Origin of the sequence: Lacimicrobium alkaliphilum, from assembly GCF_002591895.1 — a bacterium.
Lineage (GTDB): Bacteria > Pseudomonadota > Gammaproteobacteria > Enterobacterales > Alteromonadaceae > Lacimicrobium > Lacimicrobium alkaliphilum.
Genome location: NZ_NISX01000004.1, coordinates 194,559 through 210,526, shown reverse-complemented (window position 1 = coordinate 210,526; position 15,968 = coordinate 194,559). Strand labels below are relative to the sequence as shown.

14 protein-coding genes are annotated in these 15,968 nt (G+C 48.0%); all 14 read left to right on the top strand.

Annotated elements, in window-relative coordinates; translation table 11 throughout:
• Positions 1-206 precede the first annotated feature (206 nt).
• The 14 genes from CDA54_RS05720 (at position 207) to CDA54_RS05655 (ending at position 15,896) form a co-directional block, all read left to right on the top strand.
• Positions 207-1,334 (top strand): HAD family hydrolase, encoded by a 1,128-nt coding sequence (locus tag CDA54_RS05720; RefSeq protein WP_143452264.1) that lies wholly within the window; start codon positions 207-209, stop codon positions 1,332-1,334.
• Between the two features lie 3 nt (positions 1,335-1,337).
• A complete protein-coding gene (locus CDA54_RS05715; protein ID WP_099034038.1) occupies positions 1,338-3,269 on the top strand; it encodes a rhamnan synthesis F family protein in 1,932 nt (643 codons plus the stop codon).
• A 33-nt stretch (positions 3,270-3,302) separates the two neighbouring features.
• The gene (locus tag CDA54_RS05710; RefSeq protein WP_099034037.1) at positions 3,303-4,289 is read left to right on the top strand and encodes a hypothetical protein; all 987 of its coding nucleotides are present in this window, start codon (positions 3,303-3,305) and stop codon (positions 4,287-4,289) included.
• Positions 4,286-5,530, top strand: a complete 1,245-nt coding sequence (locus tag CDA54_RS05705) for a glycosyltransferase family 2 protein (RefSeq protein ID WP_099034036.1) — start codon at positions 4,286-4,288, stop codon at positions 5,528-5,530. The genes CDA54_RS05710 and CDA54_RS05705 overlap by 4 nt, the downstream gene beginning before the upstream one ends.
• An 8-nt stretch (positions 5,531-5,538) precedes the next feature.
• Complete coding sequence (locus tag CDA54_RS05700) at positions 5,539-6,447, top strand: glycosyltransferase family protein (protein ID WP_143452263.1); 909 nt, start codon at positions 5,539-5,541, stop codon at positions 6,445-6,447.
• 13 nt (positions 6,448-6,460) lie between these two features.
• On the top strand, positions 6,461-7,453 hold the full coding sequence (locus tag CDA54_RS05695; protein WP_099034034.1) for a hypothetical protein: 993 nt from the start codon (positions 6,461-6,463) through the stop codon (positions 7,451-7,453).
• A gap of 92 nt (positions 7,454-7,545) precedes the next feature.
• Positions 7,546-9,348, top strand: a complete 1,803-nt coding sequence (locus CDA54_RS05690; protein WP_099034033.1) for a glycosyltransferase family 2 protein — start codon at positions 7,546-7,548, stop codon at positions 9,346-9,348.
• A 174-nt stretch (positions 9,349-9,522) separates the two neighbouring features.
• Positions 9,523-10,410, top strand: coding sequence for a glycosyltransferase (locus CDA54_RS05685; protein WP_308427846.1), 888 nt, complete (start codon positions 9,523-9,525; stop codon positions 10,408-10,410).
• A 53-nt stretch (positions 10,411-10,463) separates the two neighbouring features.
• Positions 10,464-11,276 carry a glycosyltransferase family 2 protein gene (locus CDA54_RS05680; RefSeq protein ID WP_244903102.1) on the top strand — a complete coding sequence of 271 codons (813 nt, stop codon included), beginning with the start codon at positions 10,464-10,466 and terminating at the stop codon, positions 11,274-11,276.
• A gap of 89 nt (positions 11,277-11,365) precedes the next feature.
• Positions 11,366-12,364: an NAD-dependent epimerase gene (locus tag CDA54_RS05675; protein ID WP_099034030.1), complete on the top strand. Its 999-nt coding sequence runs from the start codon at positions 11,366-11,368 to the stop codon at positions 12,362-12,364.
• Between the two features lie 163 nt (positions 12,365-12,527).
• A complete protein-coding gene (locus tag CDA54_RS05670) occupies positions 12,528-14,156 on the top strand; it encodes a S41 family peptidase (protein ID WP_099034029.1) in 1,629 nt (542 codons plus the stop codon).
• Positions 14,153-14,542 (top strand): hypothetical protein, encoded by a 390-nt coding sequence (locus tag CDA54_RS05665; protein WP_099034028.1) that lies wholly within the window; start codon positions 14,153-14,155, stop codon positions 14,540-14,542. Before CDA54_RS05670 ends, CDA54_RS05665 begins: the two co-directional genes overlap by 4 nt.
• 768 nt (positions 14,543-15,310) lie before the next feature.
• Positions 15,311-15,577 (top strand): type II toxin-antitoxin system Phd/YefM family antitoxin, encoded by a 267-nt coding sequence (locus tag CDA54_RS05660; RefSeq protein ID WP_099034027.1) that lies wholly within the window; start codon positions 15,311-15,313, stop codon positions 15,575-15,577.
• Positions 15,564-15,896, top strand: coding sequence for a type II toxin-antitoxin system RelE/ParE family toxin (locus tag CDA54_RS05655; protein WP_099034026.1), 333 nt, complete (start codon positions 15,564-15,566; stop codon positions 15,894-15,896). Before CDA54_RS05660 ends, CDA54_RS05655 begins: the two co-directional genes overlap by 14 nt.
• The last annotated feature ends 72 nt before the right edge of the window (positions 15,897-15,968 follow it).

Sequence of the window (15,968 nt, the reverse complement as noted above, 5' to 3'; positions counted from 1 at the left end):
ATCCGGCGGGATGGTGGGCGTTGCTATATTTGTCGGACTAAAGTCCGACTTACGTGTTTGATGCGTGGTGGTAGGTCGGATTTTATGTCCATGTTGTAGGTCGGATTTCAATCCGACAATCGCGTCAATCCGACGGGATGGTGGGCGTTGCTATATTTGTCGGACTAAAGTCCGACCTACTATGGTTTTCGAAAAGGGTGATTTGATTGTCTGCGCCGTGTTATTATGCGCGGCTTCGAATTATTCCTTCAGATAGCGTGGGTGGCAGTTTCTCCGGTATGAACAAAGGCGTGGTATTACGGGACTTCGGATATAATTTTCTGGGGCCAATATGCAGTGAGTATATGGCGTCGTTGGCAGAGCATGCCCGTGAAAATCAGATACAGAAATTGGTTTTTCTGGCCCGCGAAGGATATTTCTTTCGCCAGGCTTATGAACGTCTGGCAGACCAGGGTGCTGTCACATCGTTACCACACGTTTACCTGCACGCATCACGCACCTTTTTGTTTCGCATTAGTATTGGAGACCGGCAAACCTGGCGCTGGAGTCTGGCCAATAAGTTCTCAGGCTCACTGCGGCAGCTTCTTGAGGGCCGGTTTGGATTTACTTCCAGGCAAATCGAAGAAATATTCAGTGCTGATGAACTGGCGGTAAACTGGGTTTTGCCTTACGAGAGTGAGGCGCTTCAGGCGCATTTGAGCCTGCATATTGACGCATTAAAGCAATGTGTTCAGAGCAGTCGTCAGGTTTATCTGGATTATCTGCAAAGCCTTGGGTTACACGGTGCAAAAGGCCTGCTAATGGTAGATGTAGGCTATGCAGGGACTATTCAGAAATTGCTAACACGGCTGCTGGAGACCAACACCCACGGAATATATTTTATTGCGACCCGGGAAGGTATTCATCAGATTGGCCGCCATACTGCCACAATGAACGGAGTTTATAAGAGTGGCGTGAAAATGGGTGATGGATACCTGATGCTGGATCGTTCGTTATTTCTGGAGTCTTTGCTGACCTCCCCTGACGGCCAGTTTGTAGATATTGCCCGGGCCAGTGAATTCTCTGATCCACCCTTTCACTTTGTGTTTGGTCGCACCGCTTATCCGCAGCAGCATTTCCATGAACTTTCACTGATATTTGCCGGAGCGCTTGAGGCGATGGTGCATAATTTTGATCAGGGTGTCCGGTTCTCCGCGCAGGAAATTGAACACCACTATGATCTCTATGTTTCCCGACGGGATATGTTTCCACGTGCGACCTGGCCGTTATTTGATGTAGATGATGCCATTTCCGGGAATGGGAATGTGAACCCGATGCGATTGTTTGGACTGTAAACGATGAAAAAGCACGTTAACCGGCTGATTCGTGGCCTGCGCAATAAGAAAATAAGCCGGACAAACCGCCTTGAACGTGAAGTGGCTTTACGCGAACTGACCGAAGCAGAGCTGTTCGATGTGGATTACTATCAACAGCGTTATGGTGCTTTTTCTTCAGATCTGGCCGCATTTGAGGATTATCTGTGTAAATCCGGCTTTGCCAACGTAAACCCATCTGAAAAGTTTGATACTGAGAGTTATCTGCGTCGCTATCCTGATGTCTATCATGCCGGTACCCCGGCGTTATTGCATTACCATCAAAAAGGCAAGATGGAAGAGCGGGAAATCGCGCCGGCACATTTGCGCTGGCATCCAAAAGACAATCTGGTAGCGGTTGACAACAGTAGCTGGGCTCAACAGAGAATTGCCATTTGTCTGCACATTTTTTATGCCGATTTTGTACCTAAGTTTGCCGCTTGTCTTAAGGCGTTTCCCTGTAATGTGGACGTGTTCGTCGCGGCGAGTAGTGAAGAGATTATGCAGGATGCAGAGCGACAGTTTGGCGCTATCGCTCAGGTCGGTAAATTGCAGGTAGTAAAGGCGCCAAATCGTGGACGTAACTTTGGCCCGTTGCTGGTTGAATTTGGCAGACAGTTGCTGGACTACGACCTGATGTGTCATCTGCATTCAAAAAAATCCCTCTACTCAGGCAGAGAGCAGACTCAGTGGTTTGACTACCTGAACCAGTTTTTATTTAAAGATCTGCACGTGGTGTCTTGCTTATTGAGACTGTTCAGCGATAACCCACAGCTGGGTATGTATTATCCTACTTCTTTCTGGATGATGCCCGCCTGGGTTAACCACTGGACCTGCAACAAGCCTTTTGTCCAGGACTTTGTTGAGCAGTGGGGGCTGGATATCAGCGACAATTTTGTAAATTATCCGGTTGGCGGTATGTTCTGGGCCCGACCCAAAGCGCTCGAACAGTTGTTGTCACAAAGTTTTGATTATGAGGATTTCCCACCTGAGCCATTGCCTAATGATGGTTCCTGGCTGCATGGGCTGGAGCGGACTGTAGGGCTGTTGGCTGAGAAAAACGGCTACCAACAGTTCTTTTACTATCCGCCGGCAGGGCAGTTCACTACAGATAAATCTTATATCTTTGCCGGTTACCATAAGCCACCAGAATCGCTTTTCCGGGAAGTCAGTAACTTTGAGGTGGTGTCATTTGACCTGTTTGATACCTTATTGCGCCGTCGCCATACCGAGCCGGATTATGCCAAGTATTGCCTTGGTAAGTATCTTACAGAACAGGGGCTGGTGCCTTCACCTCAGGCTTTTGTTAGTCTCAGGAATGATGCGGAATTTGCATTGAGACAAGCCGCAGAATTTAAGGGCGATGTCAGTATTGATCAGGTGTATCAGTATATGGCAAAGCAGCTGGCGCTGGATGAGGAGCAGGCGAATGGACTTATGGCAATGGAATTTGATTTTGATCTGGAGCAGATACTGCCTAAGGATGAAATGGTCAATATCGCTAACCAGCTGGCAGCCCGGGGACGTCAAATCTGGATAATTACTGATACCTATTACACCGCCTCTCAGATTGAACTGATGATTCGTAAGGTAGGGTTGCAGGCACCGCGCAAGATGCTGGTATCAAGCCAGACCGGGTTACGAAAAGATACAGGTCAGATATGGCAGTGGGTGAGAGACTATCTGCAACAGCAGGGATTCAGCCATATTCATGTTGGAGATAATGTACGGGCTGATGCCCAGCTCTGTGGAGATTATGGTCTGGCTAATATGCATGTATTGCATCCGTTGGACAAATGGCAGGCTGCAAACCAGCCTCAGGTACTGAGTACGGCGAAAAAAATGGATGAACAAAAAATACTGAAGTGGGGCAGGTTAATCAGTAACCACGGACGTTACCCGTTTTTCGGCGAATAATCATCGCTAAGTCAAAAGGACGAGAGAGCACTGATGAATACAGTTTTTTTTCATGTGGGACCCCATAAAACAGGGACCACAGCATTACAAAAGTTTTTTATGGACAACCGGGAAGCCCTGTTTCGCTCCAATCTGGTTTATCCCAAACGTTTTCAGCGTATCTTTGGCCATCACGACTTTCGTCAGCTTCTTGCAGATAAGAGTCTGAGCAAGGAAGATATCGACTTTTTTAATCCTGAGCCCCATGATTTTCTGCTCTCCAGTGAAGATTTTATTTCTTTGGGCAAAGAGCATTTTGAATACCTGCGGAACAGCCTGGATAATAAACGTGTAGTGGCGCTTTATACCTGGCGCCGGGCCAGTTTTAAGCTTTATTCCATCTGGCAGGAAACGGTCAAACACGGTGGTACTGAAAGCTTTTTTTCCTATTACCATGAACATCTTGCCCGCCCCGCACAAAGTCAGATGTTGTCGGCAGACCTTAAAGTGACAGCACTTAGCCACGTATTTGGCAAAGAAAATATACGGATTCTGGATTATGATGCCAGCACCACTAATGACTCCTTGTTGCAGGACTTTATGGCGCTGCTTGGTCGTCAATGGCAGTCGGACTTTGTAACCCCCGAGAGCAATTCTGATGCGGTGAATAAGGCCATGGATATTACTGATATTGAAATCATCCGTGCCCTGAACTGTATTTTTCTCAAACACTTTAATACTCGTGGTATGTGGGTGCGCAATCAGTATAAACAGCATTTTGACAAGCTGGAATCTGCAGGCCTGAGTGAGCTGAAACAACGGGTGGCTGAAAACACCAGAGAACTGAAGGTAGGCAATTACTTTCTGGATAACCGCTGTGAAAAGGTAATGACAGAAAAATTTGCCGATAATATCGTCAACTATCAGCCAAACAGTCGTATCAATACCATCAGAGTGGCTAAAGATGAATGGGTATTTGATAAAGACGCGCAGAAATTATTAGCGGATATGGCGCATCTCATCAGGGTGTCTGAACAGTGAGTAAACAGATATCACCCAAAGGGCAAAAAACCAGGGTCAAAATTGTCGCGATCGCCAAGGATGAGGCCGCGTATATTCCTGAGTGGGTGCATCATCATCTGTATCATGGCTTTGATGCCATTGATGTGTATATCAACCGCACCACAGATAACAGTATGGGGGTATTAGATTGTATCCATCAGCGCTATCCGCAGGTGCGCGGGCGCAGTGCCGACTGGATTGACCTGTGCCCTGTGGATGCTCAGAATTGCCTGCAATATATTGTCTATGCCAGTGCCCTTGATGAGGCCAGACAAAGCGGTGAATTTGACTATCTGTTGTTTCTGGATATTGATGAGTTCTGGACGCCGAAGAGCCTTAAGCTGAGTATTCAGGATGTGATTACTGCCAATGCTGATGCCGATACTATTTCCTTTGAATGGATTAATGCGTTTGGGCAAAAGCAGGCGTTTTCACCGTTACCACAACGTATTAAAGGGAAGATTAATCCGCTGGTCAAAACGCTGGTTAAGCTGACTGCAAATGTCAGCAGAGTCGGTTATCACTTTCCTGAGCTTAGAAATGGCAAAAGTGTGATGGCCGATGGCGATACCTTCAGAGCGGATCCCAATTTGCGGGAAGGTCTGCATCCTGATTTACAGCACCTTCGCCCGGTGATGGTGATCCACAGATTGTTCCGCTCACCCATGGAGTATGTTTCATTGCTACACCGGGGGCGACCTTCCGATGAACTGCAATTAAAGCTGAATCGCGGTGGTTACAATGTGGCGATTGGCCGGGAAGTCTGTTTCGAACTGAATAAAAAGAATTACGCTGAGTACGATGTGCACCGACGCCAGTTTATTGAAGAGCTGGATATCCAGCAGGAACTGGAAGTAGGCCGGGAATTTGTGCAGCAGCGTTATCATAAGACGCTGGCACATGTTCAGACTGTACCCAGAAAGTATTTCCCCGACCTGTTCCGGGTGTTCAGAGGCTGTACCCGGGCCGAGTATCAGGCACTGACGGATGCCATTATTAACTCAAAGAAATTGCAGCGCTGTAAAGATGCCGACGAGCTTATTGAGTTAGCGAAAGAAATTGAAAAAAGCGATGTAAAAGTGGCCTATCATGTCTGGCTACTGGCCAGCGAATTGCGCCCAAGGGGACCATTGATCAGAAAGCGTGTGGCGGAATACGCTGCTCTGGATCTGCAGGCGGGTATCAGGCGCTCTGATCTTTTTGGTCAGCAAGCGGAGTGAATGGTGGGATGACCTCCTTTTGCATTGCTTCGCCACATAAAAATGAACTCTGGTATGACTATCGGGTATATGTAAACCTCAGACAAGAGCTGGAGGCGCTGGGGTATCAATATCGTGCCGCTTCACAAAACCGGATCTATTTTCTGGGTGGGCCGCAACGGCACTTCTATCCCGAGGTGGGCAAGTTTGATGCCGAGGCTAATAATATTGCGCTTATTTACTGTCACGTGGAGAAGCTGAAAAGCATCGATCAGTTCCGCAAGGTATTTGTTTGCAGTGAAGGGATGAAAGGATTTCTGCAACGGCGCCGGTTAATGCGCCTTGAGCCATTCAGACGACGACAGCCTTTTACCCCGCAGGCGCCGATTGAAGTGATCCCGCCTTTTTCTTCATTGCAGCCCTGTAACCGCACCAGGCCCAGGTATCAATGCGATCTGTCTTTTGTTGGCACACCAAGGATCAGGCCAATACTTGAGGCGGCCTTGCCGGTAGTGAAATCGCTTAAGCTTAAAATGCATCTGTATGGACCCAACTGGGATCAGTATCCGGGTAATCCGGTCGCTAAGGATTATTGGATTGCCCGCAGCGTGCCTTATGAAGAGATTCCGATGTTGGCGAAAGGCAGTAAGATTTGCCTGATTGATCACCATGATATGATGAATAAGATTGGCACAGTGAGCCACAAGTACGTGGATTTCCTGAAAGCCGGGGCCTTTGTTATCAGTGATAACAACAGGGACGCCAGGAAACATTACCATGGGGTATACTATCGCAATCAATCCGAGTTGGCCGGGTTGATTGAGTACTACGTCACTCACGATGCTGAGCGAGAAGCGACCCGCCTGCAGCAACAGCGATACCTGAACCGACATTCCACCGGATTTGCCGCCACTGAGCTGGCGAAATACTTTATTTGATTTGGTTTTAACAATGAAACTGATTTTACACATTGGTACCCATAAAACCGGTACAACGGCTATTCAGCAGTTTTTACTTGCTAACGAGAAATCATTATATCAATCAGGCACACTTTACCCCGTTAGTTGTCTGGGACAGTCTAAAAATCAGTATTCATATCTGGCTACGCTGCTAAGACATGGCAAACTGACAAAGGTCAAACGTGATTTAAAGCTCATAAGAGAAGAAGCTGTGACAAAACATTGCCAGATGGTGATTTTATCCGGTGAGGAATTCAGTACGCTGAACTACCAACATGTGGCTGAATTGTGTGATTTGCTTGGGGACTTTGATGTTGAAGTAAAAATATACTTCAGGAATGCCTATGACTTTGTAATCAGTGCTTTTTCTGAGATTAACAAGACCAGTCGCAGCCTTACCAAGATCGAGAAGTTGAACAAGCGTCTCTCCAGGCTGGTGGATTACGACAGAACATTAAATAGTTGGTGTAAGGTGTTTGGTGATGAAGCGGTTGATGTTTATTCCTATGATCGGATTAAGCATGAGTGTATCCCTCACTTTTTGAGAAGTGTGAATATTGATGAGAATCTTATTAGGGAGTTAACCGCGAATGAGATGATGAGTGCTTATTCTGGTGTTAATTCCAGGTTTGATCCTATTGCGTCATTTTCACTTGTTTTTTTGGGAAAAATCAGGGACTCGCGAGACTACGATGCGGCAAAAGAAACCTGCGGCAAAATTTTTTCGGATAAGAATAGTTCTGATCAATTGCTGCGTTTTCTTGCGCATAAGTATCTCAAAGCAAAGGATGTAAAATACTGTCATCACAAGCTACTGCCTTTGATTGAGGATATTCTTCCTGAGGAAAGCATCGATCTTGAACAGGCTCATGCCATGTTGAATTCCGGGCAATATATGGTGGAATTGGGCAGGTTTCTGATCGCTATGGGTACAAGAGAAAGTAACAGCCCCTGGTGGTCAAGGTTCCTAAAGCGATTTGGTTAGTCTATCTGAAACGCATGGACCTGGGCTGAATGATTGTATTAGCTCAATGGCAAATCTGTAGTGGTAATAAATATGGTACTAAGGCCTGAACATTGAAAAAATATTTAGTCAGAAGCCTTAAATTTACTGTCGGCATGCTGCCTCCGGCTGTACGTCAGACATTGCGTCAACAGCCCCGGCTTGCGGCCTGGTATACCAAATCCCTGTATAGCGCCGGTGTGCTGCAATATGTGCCTACACAACAGCAGCAACATAAAAGTTATAAAAAGAATATGGCGGTGCAGCAGCAATTTATCGATGAACTGCCTGATACTTCTGCAGGCTCTTTGGCGGTTTGTATTGTCGTCAACGCGCCTGATAAAAATGCGCTGCGGGCATCCATCAACAGTGTGCTCGCTCAGTCTGTTGCGGTCAGCGGTATCCTCATTTGTTGTAGCCGGCAGAGTTTTGGAAAAGTGACTCGCTTAGTCAGGCAGCTCGATCTGCATGATTATGATGTCGCTTTTGTGCATGAAAATGAGGATATCCCTCAACGGTTTTATGATCAGCCGGTTTTTGTCTGCCATAGTGGTGAGGGATTACATAAAGACTGTGTCAGAGTGCTGATGCAATGGCCCCGGTCAGATAAGCAGCTGGTTTATGTTGATTCTGACTGTTTTGACAAAGAGGGCAACCGGCATACCCCGCAATGTTACCCTGACTGGAACCCCGATCTGCAAATAACTACGGCTTATATTCGCAGTGGTTGTTTACTCGCAGATGCTAAAGAGCTGAAGCAAATACCTCATCTTTGCAGGCCTTATGCGCTGGCACAATGGCTCAGTGCCCGGACTCTGTATGGGGCGCTGAGAGAGGTACAGCATATCCCGCTGGTACTGATACATGTTCCGGAAAAGCAGGAAGGGATGTTTCAATCGCTGTTGCCTGAGTTTGAAGCCTGCCTGGCGCAACATGCTGATTATCAGATTGACGCTGGTGCACAATCTTTGAATCTGATGTGGCGAACCCCATCTGAGCCCAAAGTCAGTTTGGTCGTCCCTACCTATAATGGTAAAGCTTTGGTTCAGGCCTGTGTTGAGTCGATACTGGAAAAAACCCGTTATCGGAACTTTGAAATTCTGCTGGTGGATAATAATTCTGATGAACCGGCAAGCCTCGCTTATTTTGATCAGCTTGCAGAGCATCCTCAGGTCCGTCTGCTCAGATATCCCTATCCCTTCAATTATTCAGCAATCAATAACTTCGCTGTGGCTCAGGCTGATGGTGAGATCATCGGGTTGGTGAATAACGATATTGAAGTCATTGCGCCCGATTGGCTTGGCTGCATGGTGGGACATGTCATGCGACCAGATATTGGCTGTGTTGGTGCCAAGCTCCTTTATCCTGACAACAGAATTCAGCATGCCGGAGTGGTAATGGGCTATGGCGGTGGAGCCGGTCACGCTCACAAGTATTTCCCGGCTGATTTTGCCGGGTATCTGAACCGGTTGGTGGCCAGTCACAATTTCAGTGCAGTGACGGCAGCTTGTTTGCTGGTAACCAGAGCCGATTATCTGGCAGTCGGCGGATTAGATGAAGAGAATCTAGTGGTCGCCTTTAATGATGTTGATTTTTGCCTCAAAGTGCAGGAAATGGGACGACGCAACCTCTATTGTGCAGAGGCGGTGCTTTATCACCATGAGTCGATTTCAAGGGGCACAGAAGATACGCCCGAAAAGCAGGCGCGCTTTGCGGCAGAAGTGGCCTGTTTGAAACAGCGCTGGAAACATGTGATTGAACAGGATAAGGCCTATAATCCAAATCTGACCTTACGGTTCGAAAACTTTGCCTTGACCGACTGGGGCGCATTGCTGAAGAAGAAACTTCATCGTATCCGTAATCAGCATCTTGATTAACTAACCGCTATGGACCGTTGAACTTTTATGCAAATTCTAGCCTTTCGTGGCTTTTTAGCTAATAAAAGCAGATTTTTGCATGGTTTTCTGTTAATTTTCCGCTATTTTTTGGCTGCTTTAACCTGTCGCTGAGTGGCGGGTGCAATAGTCGTATTTTACGGGGCAATACTCAGATTGGATAATCACTTCACGCAAATAAACCAGGTTCCCCAGGACATAGTATTCGATGTTGTGGTCGGTATGGCGGTTTACCGTGAGGATCGACTTGAATGGGTCAGGCAGGCAACCGGGAGTATTCTGAAGCAATCATACCGGAACTTTGTTTTCGGCGTTGTGATCGATGGTGAGATTCCTGACGAGATAGCCTCATATCTGCACGAGCAGGCTGACAACGACCCCAGACTTATTCTGGTGCAGAGTCAACACAATGTTGGCCTGAGCCAGTGTATGAACCATATCATCGACTGGGCAACGCCTTACGCGCCAGATTATTTTTTCCGAATGGATGCTGATGATATTTCTCTGCCGCAAAGACTGGAAAAACAAATAGCATTTTTTCGTCAGCACCCTGACGCGGATATTTTGGGCACGGCACTGGTTGAAATCAATGAACATGGCAAGCGGGTTGGCAAACGAAAACTGCCATTGACCCATAGTGAGATAGTCCGGTTTCTTCCTAAACGCTGTTCGCTCAATCACCCAACAGTTGCGATGCGCTTCCGGGTATTTGAGGCGGGGCACCGGTACCGGGCCAGTTTGCGAAACACCCAGGATTATTTTTTGTGGATAGAGCTGGCGGGAGCGGGGTTCATTTTTACCAATCTGGCTGACAAACTTCTGCAGTTTCGGCGGGTGAATGATTTTTATAAACGCCGGGGCCTGAGCAAGTCAATTAATGAGTTCAAGGCGCGTCTTTATGCTATGCGCCATCTGCAAAAAATTCGGATTGGCAATATTATTTATGCCCTGGCTGTGTTGACCTTAAGGCTGATGCCGTCAAGAATACTTAAACTGGCCTACAAAATTGATCGTCTGTTTCTGGAAAAGTTTGTAAAACATTGAAAACCGGTGCCGTAGTTATACTCTACAAGCCTGTATTGTCTCAAGCGCAGGCATTGATTGAATCTGTTATCAGGCAGGTGGATGTGTTGTGCGTGGTGGACAATTCTCCTGTGCCTACTGTATTGGATGTGCCTAAACACAACCTGAATTATCATCATTTTGCTGACAATGTCGGCATTGCCGCGGCACAGAATGTGGGCCTGAGAGATTTGCAACTGAGTGACTGCCAGTATGGATTATTACTGGATCAGGACAGCCAGCCTGATGGCGAGTTTGTGTCGAGACTTCGCAGTTTGTTGGTTGCTTCAAAACAGGACAACCGTGATGTGGTGGCTATCGGGCCGCGGATTGTCTGCTCCTTTTCTGACAAGCCTGTTAAACCAAGAGTTCAGAGGGAGCTTGAAGTCTATGATGATATGGTTTGCGTAACACAAATTATTTCCTCGGGTATGATGATTGACCTTGAGAAGCTTGATGAAACAGGGATGAAAGAAGAGGCCTTATTTATTGATGGCGTAGATCATGAGTGGTGTTGGCGGGCGAGGCAGCGGAATTTATCTATCGCCCTTGCAGGTAACGTCAAAATGGTGCATCGGCTCGGTGACTCCCGCAGTACTTTTGCCGGTATAACCTATAAAGTTGGTTCGCCAATTCGTCTTTACTATCAGTTCCGAAATATTCTCTTGTTGTGTCGCAGAAGCTATGTACCAGGTTACTGGAAAACCCGTAATCTGCTTGTCTTGCCAATACGCTTTTTTGCTAACTCAATACTGCAACCGGGGCGTTTAGAGCGCACAAGCTATATGCTTAAAGGGTTGTGGGATGGGGTGCGGCGAAAAGATGGCCCATATTCCAGAAATTGGTAGGGTTTACTTTGCCGACGCCACTTTCCTGAGAACTACCACGATGCTCACTTTCTTCAGAGTCTGAACCGTACCTCATGTTGGAGCCTGCTATGCATATTCTGGTTACCGGTGCTGCCGGCTTTATCGGCAGTTTTGTTTGTCATCGACTGCTGGAAATGGGCTACAGGGTAACCGGTATAGATAATTTGAGTGACTATTATTCTGTTAAGTTAAAACAGCACCGGCTGGCATTGTTGCAGGACAAGACGGGTTTTACGTTTTATCAGCTCGACCTGAGTGATCGTATGGCCATGGCAGAACTTTTTTCCAGGGAGCGTTTCAAGCGGGTTGTTCACCTGGGGGCGCAGGCAGGTGTCCGCTATTCTCTGGATAACCCTATGGCTTATGCCGATAGCAATATGATTGGCACTCTGACGGTGCTTGAAGGTTGTCGTCAAAACGGTGTTGAACATCTGGTTTTTGCTTCTTCCAGTTCTGTCTATGGTCTGAATACCAAACTGCCTTTTTCAACAGAAGATTGTGTAGACCATCCGGTGTCTCTCTATGCCGCGACAAAGAAAAGTAATGAACTGATGGCTCACTCATACAGTCATCTTTATGCAATACCCACAACGGGGCTGCGCTTTTTCACTGTGTATGGCCCCTGGGGCAGGCCGGATATGGCGATGTACCTGTTTACCCGTGCCATTGACGAAGGAAAGCCGCTGAAAGTGTTTAATCAGGGCAATATGCAGCGGGATTTTACTTATATTGACGATATTGTTGAGGGAGTGGTGCGTATCCTGGAAAAGGTACCACAGCCGGATCCTGCCTGGCGAGGTTCGCCGGTATCTGCCAGTTCTGCACCTTACCGGATTTATAATATTGGTAATAATCAGCCGGCGTCACTGCTCGATTTTATCCGGTTGATTGAAAAGGCACTCGGGAAAAAGGCCCTCAAGGAGTTTCTGCCCATGCAGGCTGGCGATGTCAGGACCACCTGCGCCGATATTGAGGATCTCTATCGGGCAGTGGGTTTTAAGCCTGCTACACCGCTGGAACAGGGTGTTGAGCAATATGTACGGTGGTACAGGGAATATTACGGTTAAGCTTTGCGCCTTGCTGTTGATCCATTGATAAAAATGAGCGACAACAGAGTTCATTTTGCCCGTTACTGTTTCCACCGGGGAATCTTTGCTACATTCCGCCTGTTTCTGATATCGGTTGATCCGCCAGGCGGCCTGATAAAGTAAAAGGATTTAAGGAGTCTTTATGCTGAAAGTTTTACATACAGCGGCACTATTGGCAGCCCTTGTTGGCCTGAGTGCCTGCGGTGGAGGGGGCGGCAGCGGGCCGGGCAATTTTAATCCACCTTCATCCGGAGGTTCATCAAGCTCCGGGCCGCAGTGGCAGGCTGGTGTTTATGCGCCTGAGTCTGAACTGAAGAACTTCTGTGAGTCCCCCCGCAGCGGTATTGATGAATTCACTGGCCGGTCTTTTCCCGATAAGGCAGGTAGTGCCAACTATGAAAAACTCTGGCTGCGCTCCTGGAGCAATGATACATACCTTTGGTACGACGAACTCGATGATATTGATCCTGCAGGTTATGGGGTATTGGAGTACTTCGCTCTGTTAAAGACCAGCGTCAGAACCCCTTCTGGGGCCTTTAAAGACAATTTCCATTTCCATCAGGATACCGCCGAGTATAAACAGCGCACCCAGTCCGGCGTGGAGTCCGGTTATGGTATCGAGTGGAAGTTCAGTGCGGTATCGCCACCCCGCAAGCTGCAAATCGCTTTTATCGAACCCGGTTCACCGGCTGATGTGGCGGGCCTGAAGCGCGGTGCTGAGGTTCTGGAAGTAGATGGTGTGGATTTTGTGGATGGTGGTGATGTGGATGCCATTAATAATGGCCTGTTTCCCTCAGAAGCCGGGCAAAGCCATGACTTTGTGTTTGAAACTGTGGCGGGCGAGCGCCTTGACGTCACCATGGCATCAGCGGATGTGCAGATTACCCCGGTTCAGAATGCTCAGGTGATTGAAACGGAGCAGGGCAGGGTGGGCTATGTACAGTTTAACAGCCATATTGCCCTGGCCCAGGACCAACTGATTGATGCCTTTGAGCTGTTTGTGAATGAGAACGCTACGGATCTGGTGGTGGATCTGCGTTATAACGGTGGTGGGCTGCTGGTACTGGCTTCTCAGCTGGGCTATATGGTTGCCGGTGACGCCAATACCAATGGCCGCACCTTTGAACAGATGCAGTTTAATGACAAATATCCGAGCCGCGATCCGGTTACCGGCGAACAGCTCACACCTCTTGAGTTTGTAGATAAACGCATCGATTACGATCGCTTCGTCGAAACCAGCCAGAATCTGCCGACACTGGCATTGAACCGGGTGTTTGTGCTCACCACCGGTGGCACCTGCTCTGCCAGTGAAGCCTTTATTAATGGGTTGCGTGGCATTGATATTGAGGTGATTCTGATTGGCGATCAAACCTGTGGTAAACCCTATGGTTTCTACCCCACAGATAACTGCGGTACCACGTATTTCACCATTCAGTTTACCGGTGTGAATGATAAGGGTTTTGGCGAGTATTCTGACGGCTTTATACCCACGCCAACACCGCAATTTCCTGCTGATGTGCAGGGTTGTATGGTAGAAGACGATCTGACCCTGCCTTTGGGTAACCCGCAGGAAGGCCAGTTAATGGCGGCGCTGGATTATATGGGCAGCGGCAGTTGCCCTGAAATCAGTGGTGTGCAAGGTCTCAGCCAAAAAGTTGAGCCAGCCGGTAAGGGTTTACAGATAAAACGCCCTGATCCGCGTTATCGGGCCACGATACTGGAAAACAAACTGTATCAGCAGTTTGGACGCTATCCCGGAGAACCACAATGAAGTCGTTTCTGGTAGTGATTGCAAGCCTGTTGGCGGGCGGTTGCCAGCTGACCCATGCCGAGGAGCCGCAGCAGGCTGTTATCACCAATCCGGGCACAGAGGTTAAATCTGAACTGCAGCAGGTGATTCACCAGGCCATAGCTGGTACGCCGGTGAAACTTGCCGATGACGCCCTGACCAAACGGGACACCTTATATATTGAGCAGAACATGGGCAGAGATGCCCAGGGTAACCCCATCATGGGGCGTCACAATAACAAGCCGCAAGTATTCAGATTGCAGATTCAGGGTGGTCAGTGCCAGCTTATTCACGGCGCCTCAGGTAAAGTGTTTGCTTTGCAAAAGGTAAGCTGCCGGGCGCTGGATACCCCGCATCCATTGAATTAGCAATGCGCTGTTCAACAACACCGTGCTGTCAAAGGTGCTGGACATGCCCGATATCAACACTCGGGCATAACAGGTTCCCGTAGCTGTTGGCGGTTTCTCTCTTGTCATGTATGTGTAGCCTGCAAGAAGCGAAGCGGACGTGTCCAGCACCTTTGACCCCCTCTCGGTGAGGAAGTGACACAGTTGCAGATTCAACGGCTGCTGGATTGCGGGACAGGAATTCTCTGACGGATTTCTCTGCGCTGCATCCAGGCCACAGAGCCCTGGAGGGGGAAGAGAACACAGAGAGGTAAAGCCGATGTGGGGCCGAATTTATTCGGCTTGCATGCTCAGGTTGGTAGTGTCAGACGAATAAATTCCATCCTTAGGTTCGCGATACAATACGTCCCTGTATTCGCTTTCGACCCTTGTACAACTCCGCGTTCTCAGCGACTCCGCGGTGAATTTTGTTTTCTCAAAGGTCACTGGATGTCCAGCAACCATTGAATTAGCAATGTGCTAAACAATAACACCGTGTTTTCAAAGGCGCTGGACAGGCCCGATATCAACACTCGGGCATGACGAGCGGTTGTCCCCGAATATGGATTGCTCCCGTTATGCAATACCAAATTGACGATAATCGGATCAGTGGGTTGCGTGTCGCCTAACTTCAGACCACCGTTCTTTCATCGGGCTCCTGCTCATAATCCGGGGGGAGGGATTAATCATCTTGCGGTTAGTCTGTATATAGTCTATAAAAAGTCTAAAGTACATTGATAAGCGAGATTTATGCGAGTAGAAACTATCAGCTATATTAAGCAACATGCAGCCAAACTGGATGTTGAAGAGCCTATTGTGGTGACGCAGGGGGGAAGGCCTGTTTACAGGATAGAATCTGAGGTCAGTGCCAGGCTTAGAGACGAGAGTATTGCGTTGTTAAAGATGATGAATCTGGCTGAGCGGGATATTCGCCAGGGTAAAACATTGTCATCGGTACAGGCAAAACAACAGCTACGAGATTTGATTCCTGAAGCCGCAGACGATGAGCAGGGTTGAGATCACTCAGGTTGCATTCCAGACCCTGGCTGTATTAGGCCGTTATATGGCCGTGTATATTGGTCACAGTAGCGCAGTAGGTGAACTGGAAAAACTCATTGATGACAGTTGTGCCAGACTGGCAGACAACCCCGCCCAATATCCGGTATGCAGTGAGCTGGCGTCGCTGGGCATACATGATTACCAGCAAATAACCTTTAAAAAGTATAAAGTGCTGTTTCGCAACGCCATTGAAACGCAGACTGTTTATATCACAGCTTTTATGCGTCACCGGCAAAGTGCTCAAAAACTTCTGGTGGATTATACTCTGCTACCCTGACGCTATTGTTGGCACCATTCTGAACCGGTCCACAAGTTAGACAGCAGTCCTGGCCAGTATAAAGCGCAGTGG